The 17,813-nt window shown below is 42.1% G+C and carries 11 protein-coding genes and 3 tRNA genes; 4 read left to right on the forward strand and 10 right to left on the reverse strand.

Annotation, left to right across the window (positions count from 1 at the left end):
* Positions 1 to 60: 60 nt before the first annotated feature.
* From G399_RS0116080 to G399_RS0116120, 9 genes are all read right to left on the reverse strand, one after another.
* Positions 61 to 1,194: a sodium ion-translocating decarboxylase subunit beta gene (locus G399_RS0116080; RefSeq protein WP_006013919.1), complete on the reverse strand. Its 1,134-nt coding sequence runs from the start codon at positions 1,192 to 1,194 to the stop codon at positions 61 to 63.
* A 4-nt stretch (positions 1,195 to 1,198) separates the two neighbouring features.
* On the reverse strand, positions 1,199 to 2,974 hold the full coding sequence (gene oadA, locus G399_RS0116085) for a sodium-extruding oxaloacetate decarboxylase subunit alpha (protein ID WP_006013917.1): 1,776 nt from the start codon (positions 2,972 to 2,974) through the stop codon (positions 1,199 to 1,201).
* Between the two features lie 10 nt (positions 2,975 to 2,984).
* Entirely contained in the window at positions 2,985 to 3,278 is a 294-nt protein-coding gene (locus G399_RS0116090; protein WP_006013916.1) for an OadG family protein, read from the reverse strand.
* A gap of 358 nt (positions 3,279 to 3,636) precedes the next feature.
* Positions 3,637 to 3,713, reverse strand: a tRNA-Arg gene (locus G399_RS0116095).
* A 70-nt stretch (positions 3,714 to 3,783) separates the two neighbouring features.
* A tRNA-Arg gene (locus tag G399_RS0116100) sits at positions 3,784 to 3,860 on the reverse strand.
* Between the two features lie 86 nt (positions 3,861 to 3,946).
* A tRNA-Ser gene (locus G399_RS0116105) sits at positions 3,947 to 4,039 on the reverse strand.
* 192 nt (positions 4,040 to 4,231) lie between these two features.
* Positions 4,232 to 4,429, reverse strand: a complete 198-nt coding sequence (gene csrA, locus G399_RS0116110; protein WP_026843809.1) for a carbon storage regulator CsrA — start codon at positions 4,427 to 4,429, stop codon at positions 4,232 to 4,234.
* A gap of 214 nt (positions 4,430 to 4,643) precedes the next feature.
* A complete protein-coding gene (gene alaS, locus G399_RS0116115; RefSeq protein WP_006013914.1) occupies positions 4,644 to 7,235 on the reverse strand; it encodes an alanine--tRNA ligase in 2,592 nt (863 codons plus the stop codon).
* A 288-nt stretch (positions 7,236 to 7,523) separates the two neighbouring features.
* Entirely contained in the window at positions 7,524 to 7,967 is a 444-nt protein-coding gene (locus G399_RS0116120; RefSeq protein ID WP_006013913.1) for a regulatory protein RecX, read from the reverse strand.
* Positions 7,968 to 8,004: 37 nt separating this feature from the next.
* On the opposite strand from G399_RS0116120, the gene G399_RS0116125 reads away from it, so the two are divergent.
* The 4 genes from G399_RS0116125 (at position 8,005) to G399_RS0116140 (ending at position 17,361) form a co-directional block, all read left to right on the forward strand.
* On the forward strand, positions 8,005 to 9,306 hold the full coding sequence (locus tag G399_RS0116125; RefSeq protein ID WP_006013912.1) for a GNAT family N-acetyltransferase: 1,302 nt from the start codon (positions 8,005 to 8,007) through the stop codon (positions 9,304 to 9,306).
* A gap of 198 nt (positions 9,307 to 9,504) precedes the next feature.
* Entirely contained in the window at positions 9,505 to 11,592 is a 2,088-nt protein-coding gene (locus G399_RS0116130) for a M13 family metallopeptidase (protein WP_006013911.1), read from the forward strand.
* Positions 11,593 to 12,116: 524 nt separating this feature from the next.
* Positions 12,117 to 15,305 (forward strand): TonB-dependent receptor domain-containing protein, encoded by a 3,189-nt coding sequence (locus G399_RS0116135; protein ID WP_006013909.1) that lies wholly within the window; start codon positions 12,117 to 12,119, stop codon positions 15,303 to 15,305.
* 76 nt (positions 15,306 to 15,381) lie between these two features.
* Positions 15,382 to 17,361, forward strand: coding sequence for an alpha/beta hydrolase family protein (locus G399_RS0116140; RefSeq protein ID WP_006013907.1), 1,980 nt, complete (start codon positions 15,382 to 15,384; stop codon positions 17,359 to 17,361).
* Positions 17,362 to 17,501: 140 nt separating this feature from the next.
* On the opposite strand, the gene G399_RS0116145 is transcribed toward G399_RS0116140, so the two are convergent.
* On the reverse strand, positions 17,502 to 17,813 hold a 312-nt coding region (locus G399_RS0116145; RefSeq protein ID WP_026843811.1), incomplete at its 5' end, for a group II intron maturase-specific domain-containing protein.

The raw sequence follows: 17,813 nt of genomic DNA on the forward strand, positions 1-17,813 counted from the left end.
TTAGAAGCTATAGGCTAGGCTAATGCCTAGAAAAATACGCGCCAACCAATCAGTTAAAAATTAAGGCCCAACCAGCGCCAACAATATCCCCGCGGCAACCGCCGACCCCAATACGCCGGCAACATTTGGCCCCATGGCATGCATTAGTAGGAAGTTATGTGGATTAGATTCAAGCCCAACTTTATTCACCACTCGCGCTGCCATAGGAACAGCAGAAACGCCTGCAGCACCGATTAGTGGGTTAATATTGTCTTTGCTGAGCTTGTTCATTAATTTTGCCATCAATACCCCGGTTGCAGTGCCGATTGAGAACGCAACCGCACCTAGCGCTAAAATACCCAGCGTTTCAACCGTCAAAAATTTATCGGCACTGAGTTTGGAACCCACACCCAGACCAAGGAATATGGTTACAATATTGATCAGTTCGTTTTGAGCTGTATAACTTAAGCGATCCACGACCCCACATTCTTTAAGCAAGTTACCAAAGCAGAACATACCAACCAAGGGGGTTGCTGCGGGTAAAAATATTAAGGTTAAGACCAACACAGCTAACGGGAATAGGATCTTTTCTTTCTTAGACACAACGCGTAGTTGAGCCATAGGCAGTTTGCGCTCTTCAGGCGTTGTTAAGGCTCTCATAATGGGCGGTTGGATGATCGGTACTAAGGCCATGTAAGAATAGGCGGCAACGGCAATAGCGCCCAACAGTTCTGGAGCTAACTTGGATGCCAAAAATATGGCGGTTGGCCCATCGGCGCCGCCAATAATGGCAATTGCTGATGCATCCTGCATGCTAAAATCAAACCAAGGCAAGCCATTTAATAGTATCGCACCAAACAAAGTTGCAAATATACCGAATTGAGCAGCGGCCCCAAGCAATAGCATACGAGGATTAGCGATCAATGCGCTAAAATCTGTCATCGCGCCAACACCCATAAAAATCAGCAGCGGAAACACGCCTGTATCGACACCAACGTAATAAATATAATGTAACAGCCCACCCGCTTCACTAAAGCCGGCTAAGGGTATATTAGTCAGGAGGGCACCAAATCCTATCGGTAACAGTAAGAGTGGCTCAAATTTGCGTACAATGGCTAAGTAGAGCAAACCAAAACCAACTAGCATCATTACTATTTGACCCGGTTCAAAATGCGGAATTGATGTGCTATCCCAGAGAATTAATAACTTTTCCATGAGTCTACCCGATGACCATCATTGTTTGACCTGCCTGAACGGCATCGCCTTCTTTGGCTATTATCTGCTGTACAACACCAGATACCGCACTTCTTACTTCGGTTTCCATTTTCATGGCTTCGAGAATTAAAATAACATCACCCTCGTTGATTTGTTGTCCTTGTGCTACCAGAATTTTTAAGATGTTGCCTGACAAAGGTGCTGCGACATCAGTCCCTTCACCAACTGGCGCCGGGGCTGACGCTGGGCTATTTGATGCTGCGGCGATATTACTGACTTCACCGTTTTCAGCAACTTCCACATGATAAACCTGACCTTCAACGCGCACCTTGTAGGCGCCAGCATCGCCAGCCAATGGCTCGGCACTAGTTGCTTCAATAACCGCTGACTCCTGAGTTGGAGCGGGTTCAAATGCACTTGGATTGTCTCTATTTTCAATGAACTTTAAGCCAACTTGCGGGAATAAGGCATAAGTCAGCACGTCATCAATTTTATCTTTAGCAATACGCAATGACTTTTGTTCAATCAGCGCATCTAGCTCTTCTTCTAACTTGACGAGTTCGGGCGCAATTTCATCTGCAGGGCGACAGGTAATTGCTTTTCCACCTTCGAGCACACGTGTTTGTAGTTCTTTGTTAACCGGGGCTGCCGTAGCACCGTATTCACCTTTAAGCACACCCGCCGTTTCCTTGGTGATACTTTTGTAGCGCTCGCCTGTTAATACGTTCAATACTGCTTGGGTACCTACGATTTGAGAAGTGGGTGTGACTAGCGGAATAAAACCCAAGTCTTCACGTACTCGGGGTATTTCAAGTAGCACTTCGTCGAATTTGTCCTCAGCACCCTGCTCTCTCAATTGGCTTTCCATGTTGGTCAACATGCCGCCCGGCACTTGCGCAATAAGTATTCTCGCATCAACGCCTTTTAAGGAGCCTTCAAATTGTGCGTATTTTTTACGTACTACACGAAAGTAAGCCGCAATCTCGGCCAGCTTCTCAATATCTAAGCCGGTGTCGCGATTGGTACCCTCAACAATGGACACCATGGTTTCGGTGGCAGTATGGCCATAAGTCATGCTCATCGACGACACCGCGGTATCTAACATATCGATACCAGCATCAACTGCCTTTTGATAAGTTGCTGTACTTAAACCTGTGGTCGCGTGACATTGCATAGCAATAGGCACATTAACGGATTTTTTTAATCCCGTAATAAGTGCTTCACAATCGTATGGTTTAAGTAAGCCCGCCATATCTTTAATACAAATCGAATGCACACCCATGTCTTCTAGGCGTTTTGCCATGTCCAGCCATAACGTTAAATTATGTACAGGGCTGACAGTATAAGAAATCGTACCTTGCGCATGCGCACCCACTTTAATTGCCGATTTAACTGCAGTTTCTAAATTTCGCACGTCGTTCATTGCATCGAAAATTCGGAACACGTCTACGCCGTTAGCGTGAGCTCTTTCAACGAATTTTTCCACCACATCGTCAGCGTAGTGACGGTAACCAAGTAAGTTTTGACCGCGCAATAACATTTGTTGTTTGGTTTTAGGCATTGCTGCTTTGAGCGCTCTGATACGCTCCCAAGGGTCTTCACCTAAGTAACGAATACAAGCGTCAAAAGTAGCACCGCCCCAAGACTCAACGGACCAATAACCTACATCATCTAATTTAGCTGCAATCGGGAGCATATCGTCCAAGCGCATGCGAGTTGCAAGTAAAGACTGATGCGCATCTCGCAAGACCAGTTCGGTGATCTTTAATGGATTGGACATAATGTGTTCCCTATGATTTTAAAGTTGTGTGTCTGTGTGTATGCACGGCTGCAGTAATAGCGGCGGCGACTTGAGGGCTCACTGACGTAGGTGATTTTTTATTGTTATCTTGTGTAGTGCGATCTTGTATAGTGCGATTGTGTGCAGCATGAGGAATAACTTCAGCAGACGGATATTTACGGCAGAACCAAGCAATGCCGTGGATACCAGCTATTAGGAGTATTAAAAATGCAAACACGACTGACATACCAACGGCAAGTAAAATGCCGGCTTCCATTAGTTGGTCGTTCATTTGCGTTGACATGATGTTGCCTTAAAGAGGACTTCCAAAAATCTGGCTAGGATAAATAGCACGCGACGAAAACAATTACAATCGAAAATATTTTTTTGCAAATGAATAAAAACAATAATTTTATGCACTGCAATCGATAGTTTCTCAATTATTATTCATTATTTACGAATTTTTAATGCTCATTACGCAAATAACCTTATTTATCCACCAACAGTGCGCGATATATCGATCTGGGAGGTTGGCTGCTTTCTTACATTAGCAAACCTTTACATTACAATACGTATTGTGTGGATAGTCAGAATGGGACAAATAGCAAAAAAAAAGCCTTAGTAAAGACTAAGGCTTTTTTAAGCCCCGAAGGACCCTAATGTGGTGCGCATGGAAGGATTCGAACCTCCGACCGCCTGGTTCGTAGCCAGGTACTCTATCCAGCTGAGCTACATGCGCAAAACTTTCTACTAAACTTTCTACTAAACTTTCTACTAAACTTTTTACTAAACTTGCTACCAACGATGTATGGTGCGCATGGAAGGATTCGAACCTCCGACCGCCTGGTTCGTAGCCAGGTACTCTATCCAGCTGAGCTACATGCGCATGTTGTTTCTGTTACTACTTAATTGTTACTGCGATTAAGTTGTAAAACTTAACCTTAATAACGTCACATTTATACCATTAAAAAATGGCGGAGAAGGAGGGATTCGAACCCTCGATAGGGCTATAAACCCTATACTCCCTTAGCAGGGGAGCGCCTTCAGCCACTCGGCCACCTCTCCTAAATGTGGGGCGGAAGTTTACCTTCTGAGTAGTATAAGTCAATGCTTTTTTAGCAACTTTTTCACTGTCTTTGATCGTTTGTTAGTTTTTTAACCAACACGCTGTGTTTTCAACCTACAAAAATTAAAAAACTCAGAATGACCCGAGTTTTCCTTCGCCATTAATTTGATGGCACTGCGATAATACAAACACTACCCTTCGTCTTCAACAGCAGGTTGGTTGCCTTTCTCTGCCTGTATTCTCATATAAATCTCTTCCCTATGAACTGAAACTTCCTTCGGTGCATTAACACCAATTCGCACTTGATTTCCTTTGACGCCTAAAACAGTCACCGTGACATTGTCACCTACCATTAAAGTTTCCCCTACGCGTCTAGTCAAGATAAGCATGTTGTCGCTCCTTTTAGTTTAAATCCGGTTAATCATTCTGAATCGAAGAACTGTTATGTATCTTGTACGACATTGACCATTAACAGGTTTAAATATACTTTAATTAGTTAATTTTTACCAAAGAAAATCTAAAATTTTTGCCTATATATTATACAAAAGTCTACTTTTTCCGTTTAATCTGGCTAATTTGTAACAAAATATTTTTCACCCAATATCAAACCTTACCTTCAAGCCAGTTTTTTACTGACGCAAGCGCTTTATCAAGATTTTCCGGCTCTGTTCCACCGGCTTGTGCCATATCCGGTCTGCCACCCCCTTTACCACCCACTTGACTCGCCATATGATTCACTAAATCACCAGCCTTAAATTTCCCGACCAGATCTTTGGTTACTCCGGCAATTAAATTTACTTTACCGTCACTGGCTACGCCTAAAGCGATAATACCGGATTGCAGTTGATTTTTAAGGTCATCCATCATGCCACGCAGTGCCTTGGGTTCGATGCCTTGCATATTCGCCACAAGGAGCTTGACGCCTTGCACATCAATCACATTGGACATGACGTCCTTGCTTTTCTGTCCAGCCATTGACTGTTTAAGCTGATTAAGCTCTTTTTCTAGTAGCTTAATTTGTTGTAAAGCCGTTGATACTTTGTCAACGACAGAGGTTTTATCTGATTTTAGTAAGCTCGCGATAGCATGAAGTTTGTCAGATCCGTCATTCACAAAGTCTTGCGCCATTTGCCCAGTTGTCGCTTCTATACGACGAACGCCAGATGCAATGCCACCTTCAGATATTATTTTTAACAAGCCAATATCGCCGGTTCGAGCAACGTGCGTGCCACCACACAATTCAGTTGAAAACTCACCCATTTTTACAACCCGTACTTTTTCATCATATTTTTCACCAAACAACGCCATTGCGCCAGATGCTTTTGCTTCATCGAGTTCCATCAATTGAGTCGTCAATGCATTGTTTAAACGAATTTCAGCATTGACTAAGTTTTCAATTTCAAGCAGTTTCTTAGCAGAAATAGAGTCAAAATGTGAAAAATCGAAACGCAGTTTTTCGGCATCAACTAAGGATCCTTTTTGCGCGACATGGTCGCCCAACAAATGACGCAAAGCTGCGTGTAATAAATGTGTAGCACTGTGATTCGCTTTAATGCGATCACGGCGTGCTTGGTCAACAACAAGTTCGACCTTGTCACCCACCTTAATAACACCCTCAATTTTCACTTTATGCGCAAAAGCTTGGCCTAGCTTAACCGTATCGATAACATGCGCTTTACCGCTGCTCGATGACATAAAACCGGTATCGCCTACCTGACCGCCAGACTCTGCATAAAAAGGAGTTCGTTTAAGTAATATTAATGCTTCGTCACTAGCCTCGGTTACGGCTGCATTATTAACAATAATATCCATCACAGTAGATGCACCGTTTGCGTCGGTGTAACCCGTAAATTCAGTTTTATGCTCAATACTCAACACGCTCGCATAATCAGCACCGAATTTACTCGCCGACTGGGATTGTGATTTTTGTTGTGCCATGGCCGTTTCAAATCCGGCTTCATCAATGGTCAATCCCTGTTCACGCGCAACATCGTTGGTTAAATCGGCTGGAAAGCCAAACGTGTCATACAATTTAAATACGAGTTCACCGGGCACTTGCTTGCCTTCTAATTGGCTAAGCGCATCATTTAAGATAGCCATACCGCGTTCTAGCGTTTTTGAGAACTGTTCTTCTTCTACTTTAAGCACCTTTTCAACCACTGCTTGCTGCTGCACTAGTTCAGGATAGGCATCCCCCATTTCGGATACTAATGTGTTGACTAGCTTGTAAAAGAAAATGTCATCTGCGCCCATTTTGTAACCATGCCGCACAGCACGGCGAATAATACGACGCAATACATAACCGCGACCTTCATTCGATGGCATTACACCATCACATATTAAAAAACTGCATGAACGGATGTGGTCGGCAATAACGCGTAATGATTTATTTTCTAAATCTTGCGATCCGACAATCTCTGCTGCCGCAGCAATTAAGCTTTGAAATAGATCAATTTCATAGTTGCTATGAACACCTTGGAGTATCGCTGAAATACGTTCTAAGCCCATTCCGGTATCGATCGACGGTTTAGGCAATGACAACATATCGCCATTTTTCTGGCGATTAAATTGCATGAAAACCAAGTTCCAAATTTCAATAAAACGGTCACCATCTTCTTCAGGTGAGCCCGGAGGTCCACCCCAAATTTCTGCGCCATGGTCATAGAAAATTTCAGAACAAGGACCACATGGTCCGGTATCGCCCATTGACCAAAAATTGTCAGCGGTTGCAATTCGAATAATACGCTCGGCAGGTATACCGATTGTTTTCTCCCATATATCGAAGGCTTCATCATCTTCGTGATACACCGTTACTAACAACTTGTCTTTGTCTAATCCGAGTTCGCCAGTTAAAAACTGCCATGCAAATTTAATCGCTTCTTCCTTGAAATAGTCACCAAAACTAAAATTTCCCAACATTTCGAAAAAAGTATGGTGCCTTGCTGTGTAGCCAACGTTTTCTAAGTCATTGTGTTTGCCGCCAGCACGAACACATCGTTGCGATGACACTGCGCGCGTATAGTTGCGCTGTTCGGCCCCTAAAAAAACGTCTTTAAATTGATTCATGCCAGCATTTGTAAATAGCAACGTTGGGTCATCATGTGGGACAAGCGATGAACTTGAAACAAGATGATGTTGATGTTGTTGAAAATATTCAAAGAAAGTGCGTCGTAATTCGGCTGTAGAGCGTACCATTTATGTTCCTAAATCGTTCTATGTGGGAAAGATGTTGAAACAGCTTTTATCTTGATCCCGCTTGCTTTCACCATTGCTGGATTTATGTTTACAACCGTTGCTAACACAGCGCTTTTTTCTACAGAGCGGAGTGTTATCAAGCGGTATTAGTCATAAATCATGTTTTACGTTGGTGTTTGCGACGCGTTTCGAAAATCAAAACAAAAAATGCTGTTTATATATGAATAGAAGATATCATGTTAAAGGTGAGTTTGTTAAGCCTCTTAAGCCCCCTATTTTCCTAAACTTTCACTCAAATGCGTATTTAATTTGTTCTTGCGTAAAACCACGGTATTGCAAAAAGCGCATTTGCTTTTGTTTATCAGTCCAATCATCTGGTAACGGGTCACCAAATCGTTTCATTCTGACTGCTTTTGAGGACTCAAACCAATCAAAACTATCATCATTAACAAGCATTCTTACCCGTTGCAAATCAATATCATGATTATATAATGTGCGTTCAATAAAGACAGGCCCCTTGCCCTTTCGGTAAGCCGTGCGCACAACTGCCTCAGCATAACGAGTGTCACTTTGAATATCTTTTTTAGCAAATTTTGCAATCGTGTCGTCGACTAACGTCATGTCAACGTCCAAATCGGATAACTTTTTACGCAGTTCTGTTTGACTATGCTCGCGGCGAGACAATAGTCGAGTTAATTTGTGTCTAATGATCTTTGCATCGTTATCTGACATAGTGACTAATATACTTCCTAATAAGTAAATTTCTAATATGGCGTTAAGCTGGCAACCTATCCTTAGTGTAGATGATATAACTCAACAACAATGGCAACAACTGTCCGATCATGATAAAGAATATTCAACTCCTTTCTTAAGCTATGCTTTCCTCAAAGGGCTAGAAGAAACTAAATGCGTCAATGGCGAAACAGGCTGGCACAGCTATCATATTGGCATTTATGAGCATCCTGAAACAAATCAAGGAGGTACCGAAGAAAAGGGTATCGAAGGCAACGTCGAAAAACAAGATGTGATTGAAACTAGACAAAATGTGGTTGCAGCCAGTCATGATGTCATTGAAGCCAGCGGTTCAATCAACAGACTCATCGGTTTCATTCCCTGTTACTTAAAAACTCACTCCTACGGTGAATATATTTTTGATCACGCTTGGGCTAACGCATATCAACATCATCAAATTCCCTATTATCCTAAACTAGTTGCTTGCATTCCATTTACTCCAGTTACTGGCAGCCGCCTGCTCATTGATAACGAGTGTGGCTATTCATTTGACGAAATAACAGCATTTATTACCACAAGCACAAACAATATATTGAAGGAAGCACACGCTTCATCTTTTCATTCCTTATTTTTGCCAGAGTATCAAAGCGACCAGTTCGCGAAGGACAAGCTATTACAGCGTCTCAGCGTGCAATTTGTTTGGCATAATAGAGGGTATAATAATTTCGATGATTTTATGCAGCAAATGACCTCAAGAAAGCGTCGCTCTATTCGCAAAGAAAGAACGGCAGCAGTGAGAATATCGGAGACTGACACCGTCGTTATCAAAAGGTTAACCGGAGACATGCTAACGAAAGAAGTGTTGGATGACTTTTATTTGTGCTATCAACAAACCTATTTGAAACGAAGTGGACACAACGGCTATTTAACTGGCGAATTTTTTGATTATCTCCAAAGCAACATGCAAGACAATATAATGATTGTGATGGCTTATCATGCAGAACAATGTATCGCCAGCGCACTATTTTTCTACAATGACCAGCAATTATTCGGGCGTTATTGGGGTGCTTTGCAGGACGTGTCAGGCTTGCATTTCGAATGTTGTTATTATCAGGGGATAGACTTTGCGATAGAAAAGAAACTGCGCCAATTTAACCCCGGCACACAAGGCGAGCATAAAATACTGAGGGGGTTTGAACCTACCTTTTGCTATTCAAATCATTATTTACAGCACCCCGATTTTCAAGCCGCTGTGCTTGACTTTTTGCAACGTGAAAAAATAGGTATTCAACAATATAAACAACAAAGCGAAAGTGTGCTTCCCTTTAAACAAGCTTAAATTAAACAAGCTTAAAAATCGACTTGCACATCCTAATTGGGCCTACTTATCGGCATGGTAGGTCCACTTGACACAAAAAGTAACGATTTAGTTACGGACTAACGCAGTCATCATCATTAAGATACTTATGCACGGTAAGTCAGCAAGCAACAATTTGACGAAAAATTCAAATTAGAAATAAACGACAAAAGAGAATTCATGAAAAAATCGATTTTAGCCATGGCTATCGCCAGCAGTTTTATCCTTGGTGCCTGTGATTCAACAACCAATATGGCCGCCAAACAAAAAACGCAAAATATTCAAACCAAATTAGCGCAATCAACCAGTGAACCTGAGTTAGGGGTCTTTGGGATTGAATTAGCCGCGCGTAATTTAGCTATCAAGCCCGGTGATGATTTTTTCATGTATGCCAGTGGCACTTGGTATGACAATTTTGAAATGCCGTCGGATAAAACACGTTATGGTGCTTTTTCTGTGTTGGCTGATCGCAGTGAAGAACGTGTTAAGCAAATTATTAATAACATTAGCAAAGCAAAAGACTTGTCGTTTGAAGAACAACTCATTGCTAACTTCTACAATGCTTACATGGATATTGATACAATAAATGCGAAAGGATTACAGCCAATCCAAACAGTATTGGAGCAAATCGACGATATTGATTCGGTTATCGATTTAACCTCCGTTTTTGGTAATGCATGGCTATCAGGAGTAAGCAGTCCAATAAACGCCGGACTTGGTATTAACCGTCTAGACCCAAATGCATATCAGATGTCGGTTGGTACCGGCGGTCTTGGTCTGCCTGATCGAAGCTACTATTTAACAGATACCGAGCGTTTTAACGATATTTTAGCCGCCTATAAAGAGAACATCATCCAGACCCTTTCTTTCATAGAGGTTGACGATGCAGCCACTAAAGCCGATCAAATCATTGCCTTAGAGACAAAAATTGCAACGCTCCAGTGGCCCCGTGAAAAACGCAGAAACCGTGACCTTACGCTTAACCAAATTGCTCGCAGTGATTTGCTAGAGGAGTATCCTGGCTTTGACTGGGATACCTATTTTGCGTCTTCAGGTTATATCATTCCAGAGCTGAACATTACCCAACCAGACCCGGTAAAAGAAATGATCAAACTGGTTAACAGTCAGCCCCTGTCAGTTTGGCAAGACTACTTGCGTTATCATGCTATTAGTAACAACGCAGGCATGCTATCTGACGAAATATACCTGACCAACTTTGGGTTTTATGGCACCATGCTAAATGGCCAAAAAGAACCAAGACCACGCTGGAAGCGGGCTATTGCCGAAATATCGGGAACGCAGTCATTAGGTTTTGCTATTGGTAAAGTTTATGTAGACAAGTATTTTCCTGCAAGCTCCAAAGAAAAGATGGCAACCTTAGTTGAGAACCTGCGAAAAGCACTTGGTGAACGCATCGATAATCTTGATTGGATGGGCAGCGAAACCAAAGTGAATGCTAAACTTAAGCTAATGGCTTTTCATCCCAAAATTGGCTACCCAGATGAGTGGCAATCGTTTGAAGGCGTCTCAATTGGTGATGATGACCTCATTGGTAATGTGCGAAACTTACGGCAATTTTTCCAAGCTCAAAGTGTGCAGCGAGAACGACTAAAAACAGATCGTGAACGCTGGGGCATGGTGCCGCAGCAAGTCAATGCGTATTACAATAGTTCGTTTAATGAGATTGTATTTCCGGCGGCGATTTTACAAGCCCCTTTCTTTGATCCAAATGCTGACGATGCGGTTAACTACGGCGCTATAGGAGCCGTTATTGGGCATGAAATGGGACATGGTTTTGATGATCAGGGTTCAAAATCTGACGCCAATGGTATTCAACGTAATTGGTGGACGGAGGAGGACCGCGCTGCGTTTGATGCTAAAGCTGACAAACTTGCCGCTCAGTATAGTGAATATGAACCTATCGTGGGTAATTTTGTGAATGGTCGTAATAGCTTAGGTGAGAACATTGGAGATGTAGGTGGGCTAGCGATGGCTTACCACGCTTATCAGTTGTCTTTAAACGGAAAAGAAGCGCCGATTATTGCGGGTTTAACGGGTGATCAACGTTTCTTTTTGGCATGGGCTCAAGTTTGGCGAGAAAAGCGCACAGAACAAAGTATGCTCAATCAACTTCGCGCAGGTACCCATGCTCCCGGCCGATACAGAACCCAAGCACCACGAAATCACGATGCATGGTACAAAGCGTTTGATGTGCAACCGGGTGATGCACTCTATCTTGCACCACAGGATCGTGTGCGGATTTGGTAATGTTGCGCTGAGCTACAAGTGACAATGATTTAGATTTTTAAAACAAAAAATCAGCTGAGTTACATAAATTAGCATTAACGTGAGGATTTATAAAACCAATAACATACAGGCCGATCAATAAGCTGGCTTACATTTTCCTAAAAAAAATATTTTTTTAAAAGTTTTTGTAAAGAATTCAGACCATTTAAACACTTTTTATCTTTTTGTTTTTATTAGCTATTTTTATTTTCATAACTATATTCTAAAAAAAATACGTGATTTCGATTAAAAAACGCACAATAATGTTGAATATAGAAGTTTGACTGTTCATACCACATTGATTAGATTAGTCCGCGTAGATAAAGCGACTGTTTTATCTGTCTGTTCTTCGCGATGGCAAAAGCTTCCCAAATTATAAGAGAAACTGGTGTCATTCATTGCATAGGACACATGGAAATTACAAAAGTTGCACATTTAAACCAAAAAATATCTTTTGGGATAAAACAATAATATTAATCGCTATAAAGCGGTAACAGGGAATCAACATGAATCAAAGTAACGATACTAAGTTGCACAAAGTATCTTTAGCGGTTTTAGTCGCTCTAGGATGCTTAGCAGCCCCAAACGTATACGCTCAGGAAACTGATAGTTTGCTTGAAGAAGAAGACGAAGAAGTCAAGGAAGTAGTTGAACGTATTGCCGTTACTGGCTCGCGTCTAAAGCGTGAAGAGTTTTCAAACGCCTCTCCAATTCAAATTATTAGTGGTGACATTTCGCGCGAACTGGGAATGTTTGATACAAGCGAAATGCTGCAATCAGCTTCACAAAGTGCGGGCCAACAAATTGACAACACATTTTCTGGTTTTGTACTAGATAACGGCCCGGGTGCCGCAACAGTTGGTTTCCGTGGTCTTGGTGCTGCTCGTACACTGGTGCTAATCAATGGACGCCGAGTTGCTCCTGCTGGTGTGGGTGGTGCACCTACCTCTCCAGATTTGAATCTAATCCCATCGGTACTCATCGACCGCATTGAAAACCTGTTCGATGGTGCTTCTGCGGTTTATGGCTCTGATGCTATCGCGGGCGTTTCCAACGTAATATTACGTTCAAACGTAGAAGGTTTTGACTTTCAAGCAACATTAGCCGCACCAAACGAGGGTGGTGAACAAACTATCTTGTCAGCAATGTACGGCATGTCAGGTGACAACTATTCATTTAACATTGCTGCTGAGTATAATGAGCGTCGCTCGCAAACTTTCGCCGAAAGTGAGTACGTTAATGAGTGTACAGAATTTGTCTATGAAGGCGACGATGGTAACATTTACGGTGATTACCGTGGTATTGGTCCAAATACGACACCGCCTGATGCTTGTGATATTTTTCCGCTCTCAAATCGTATGAGTATTCCTTTCTTCGGCAGTGTTTACCGTACTGAAGGTTCTACGAACATCGGCATTCCAAACTGGAGTGATTCAACAAGCGGCTTAGGAAACGCAGCGTTCTTCCCAGGTTTCGTTACTGAAGTTGACACTAACGGTGATGGCATTATCGATAATGCAATATGGGACGGTAACGGGGATGGTTTCTTAGATTTTAATTTCCAAGACCCGTACTATTCGTTAGAACGTTCCGACTATGTGAATTCAAGAGATTGGGTTAGCCCGCTTAAACGTTTGAGCCTGTATGCAAACGGTGACTATTTGCTGCAAGATGATAATGACACGCGTATCTTCTATGAGGCACTTTATGCACAGCGTGACACAAACGTATTTAGCCCAGGTGGTCAATTTTTTGAATCCGTTAGCGCTGAAAATCCATTTAACCCATGTGGTACAGACATTGAAAACGGCATAGATTGCCGCGCTGGTGTTGGCTTCCCGTACGGTTCACAAGACGTACAACCAATTGTCAGTATTAGAGGGGATAGAGACAAAAACGTTGTTGATGTTTCTCAATATCGTTTAGTCGGTGGTGTGCAAGGTAACCTCGGCATACTGGCAGACGTCGGTGAAGGCAACTGGACATATGAAGTATCTGCTATTTATAGCGCGTCTAAAGGCGATAACAGCATCATCGGTATTAATGAAGCGAATCTATTGAATTCTTTGGATACTTCTGTTCGTAACGCTGATGGTTCAATCACTTGTGGTACCGGTTCAGATGGTTGCGTACCGGTAAACTTATTCTCGTCTAACATCTATCAAGAGGGTGGCGGTACATTAACTGGCGCTGAAACTGCATACCTGTTTGATAGCCGTGAAATTTCAACTGAAGTTAAGCAGACAATGTTATCTGGTTATATTACGGGTGATGCATTTACGTTGCCTTGGAATGATCAAATAGTGCCTTTAGTCCTTGGTGCTGAATTCCGTAAAGACGAAATCATTACAGATGCCAACCCAGTAGCTGCCGAAGGCTTGTTATGGGGTTACTTCTCCGATGAAGGTGCTGACGGTTCTAGAAACTTGAAAGAAGTGTTCTTTGAAACTGAAGCGCCGTTGTTACGAGGCGAAAAATGGGCTGAAGAACTAACTGTAACGGCATCTGGTCGTTGGACTGACGAGAGTTTTTATGATCCCGAAACAACGTTTAGCTTAAAAGCTATCTACCGTCCGACAGAATGGTTCACAATTCGAGGAACGCGTGGTACGTCTTACCGAGCTCCGAACCTACGTGAACGTTTCTTAAACGGGACGTCTGGTTTTGCAACGCTATCGGACCCTTGTGTTGTTCCTAACGCAGCGAGAATTTCTGATCCACTAGATATTAATTCAAGCGAAACTTATGATGCAGCAGAAGACCAACGTGCACAACGTATTCTTACTGCTTGCTCCGCTAACGGTATTGACCCCACGTCTCTTGGCCTTCAAACTGACACGCAAGATCGTTTTGAAGCGGGAACATCTACAGAAGTAAGCACGGGTGGTTCTGAAACACTAGCCGCTGAACGGTCAGTATCTGAAACCTATGGTTTCATATTTGAACAACCGTTTACTGACGCATTTGACCTAACATTATCTGCAACTTGGTATAACATTCGTATCACTGACAGTGTCGCTGAGCCAAGTGGTGGTTTCATTGTTAATAATTGTTACAACAACATTGACCGTCCTGACGGTTCAAGTGCGTTCTGTGGCAGTATTAATCGTGATGCCACGACTAATCGACTGCAATCTATTAATGCTTCATTCATTAACATCGGTCTTGAAGGTTCTGAAGGTACGGATTTCAATATCTACTATGAACAAGATTTCGTTGTTGGTGAAAACGAACTAAGCGTGTCTTTAGATGTGCAAGCTACCAAACTCAAATCTGCAGAGCAGGATATATTGGGTGACTTTGATGACAACTTCGGTGAGCCTACTTTTCCTGAGTGGAGAGGAGGTGCCCGCTTAGCAATAGCGTATAGTGATTTCAGATTTAACTGGTCCACTCGTTACATAGGTAAAGGTGAAGCAGATGAGCCAGACGATTTTGCCACTTATGCTCCTTGCGATGGTTTAGACGTTTTATGTCGTCCTGTGTATTACACCGCTAGCTACTACACGCACAGTGCTTCAATCAACTATAGTCAAGACAACTGGGCTGTCACTGTAGGTGTTAGAAACGTTTTCAACGAAGCTCCACCGAAAGTTGATGACTCAGGTGTATTCTCTACTCGTAACATTCCGTTGGGTGTTGGCTATGACTTGTTTGGTCGAACTGTATTTGGAACGGTTAGTTACTCGTTTTAATTAGCAGCGTTACTTAATATAAAGGACTCTCTGGGCTTTAGTCCGAGGGTCTTTTTTTTTACAAGTGAGAAAGATAATGTTAAAGAGACACTTTTTTAAAATAGGCTTGTTTAGCGTTGCTTCACTGCTGATTGTGCAAAATGCAATAGCCGAAGACAACGTTACTAAAGTAGAGCCAGCATCGATAAAAATGCCAATTGAAGCATTTGCAATTGAGGCTGCAATCAAGTCTGTAAGGTTAAGTAATAACGGTAAAAGCATTGGTTACATGAAAGCCACTAGCAAACGGGGCGACTACATATTGGAAGTTAGGCCAACTGACAATATGACTACGGAACCGGTCACTTTTGCTGCTGATAAAATGGAACTAACTAGTTTTTTTTGGTTAAACAATAAAAAAATCATGGTCAGTTTTCGTCAAAATATCCAAGATGGGAATGAGAATTACTGGGTAACTAAAAGGGCAATTGTTAATGCCGATGGTACCGGTAAATGGCTAGTTCCTTTCGCAAAAGAGAATTTTACTAACTATGGTATTATCTCAACATTGATTGCAGATCCTGAGCATATACTACTAAGTTATGACATCAATGATGATCGTAAAACAGATGTTATAAAATATAATATAAATACGGGTTCAACACGCACTATTTATCGTGGAAACGAAAAGGTGAGTGGCGGATTCCTTACCGATTTTGATGGCGATGTGAGAGCCGGTACTGGTTACGATATTTCAGCATCTGCTATTAATTTATATGTTAGAGCAAAAGGTTCAGACGAATGGGAATTGATACATCAAAACAAACCAGAAAATAGAGAAGTATTTGATTTTCTTGGCTTATCTGTAGAAAATCCGAATGAAATTATGGTAAGTGCAACGCTGGATCGCAATACTGCGGGTATATACAGCTATAATATTGAAACCAAAAAATTCTCGGAGCGATTATTTGGTTTAGAGACAGTTGACACAGACGGTCTAATTACAAGCCAAAAATTAGCAAATCGTGGTGAGCTTTTAGGTTATTCCTATACAGCAAAGCACCCAACTCGCTTTTTCTTAAGCAGTACAGAAGCTGCGGTTAAAGAAGCAAGCCTGTATCAAGCAATTGAAGACCAATTCACAGGAGAATTTGTTCGTTTATCTAGTCGTTCAGAAGATGATAATGCGATGGTAATATACACTGAGAGCGACAGCAATCCGGGTACTTATTATTTGTTAATGAATAAAAAAGACCTGAGTTTAATTGGCGATACTGCGCCTCTTATTGATAAAAGCAAGTTAGCTAAAGTGATGTATGTTAAATACAAAGCCAGAGATGGCTTGGTCATTCCTGCGTACGTTACTATTCCGCAGGGCAAAGGTCCTTTCCCTACTATCGTTCACCCGCATGGCGGGCCATGGGCAAGGGACATCAATATATTTGACCCTTGGTCACAAATGCTTGCAAACAATGGTTACTTAGTTATTCAGCCCCAATTCAGAGGTTCACAAGGCTTTGGTCTTGAACTTTGGAAAGCGGGTGATGGAGAATGGGGTAAAAAAATGCAAGACGACCTTGACGATGCTGCAATGTGGTTAGTCAAAAAAGGCTTGGCCGATGAAGACAGACTAGGTATGTTTGGTTGGAGCTACGGTGGTTATGCCGCTTTTGTTGCATCTTTGCGCAAAAATAATATTTATAAGTGCGCTGTAGCTGGGGCGGGTGTTGGCGACTTAGACAGAGTGTTGTCTAGTATCAATAACAGTCGTTACTTGCGAGTATTCCAAGCACCAACGGTTCAAGGAATTGACCCAATCGATCATGTTAAAGATGTAAATATCCCTATCTATATTGTACATGGGGATATCGACCAACGAGTTCCAGTTAAGCACAGTAGAACGTTCGTTGACGCTTTGAAAAAGTATACAACCGACTTTAAATATACTGAACTTGAAGGTGCAGACCATTTCTCTAATACATTATATTATGAGCACAAAATGCAGTTTTATGGTGAGTTGATTGATTGGTTTGATAACCGGTGCTTTAATAATAGCGAAATTGCAGCTACTGACTAAATATTAGTTTTTTAGGCGTTATAATTTATGGGCGCAAGGCTCTCAAATTGACAATATCGAGCAGGGTGAGGCTTATGCCTCATCCCTCTCACAGAACCGCACATACGGACCTCGTATGCGGCTCATGCAATCTACTATTTCTAGTAATTAGAAGCAAGAACACCTGTTTTCACTTCGCCTACGGGATATAACCCTATTTCGTCGAACCAGCAGTTTGGCATGGCATAACTTGCAAGAGGACTGGCGCTATTGCGCCATGAACTCAAGTCAATAAACTTAAAAGGAGGCTCATACTTAAGTTGTTTTAGTCGGCGATGTAGCTTTGTTGCCTTCTTCCACAAGTTAAGTTGTACGCTTCGCAGTCTTCGTCTTATCCATGTTGCTAATCTTTTCAATATAGTGCTTATATTCGCTATTTTGAAGTAGTTAGTAAATCCCCTAAGCACTGGGTT

The sequence above is a fragment of the Brumicola pallidula DSM 14239 = ACAM 615 genome, assembly GCF_000428905.1.
GTDB lineage: Bacteria > Pseudomonadota > Gammaproteobacteria > Enterobacterales > Alteromonadaceae > Glaciecola > Glaciecola pallidula.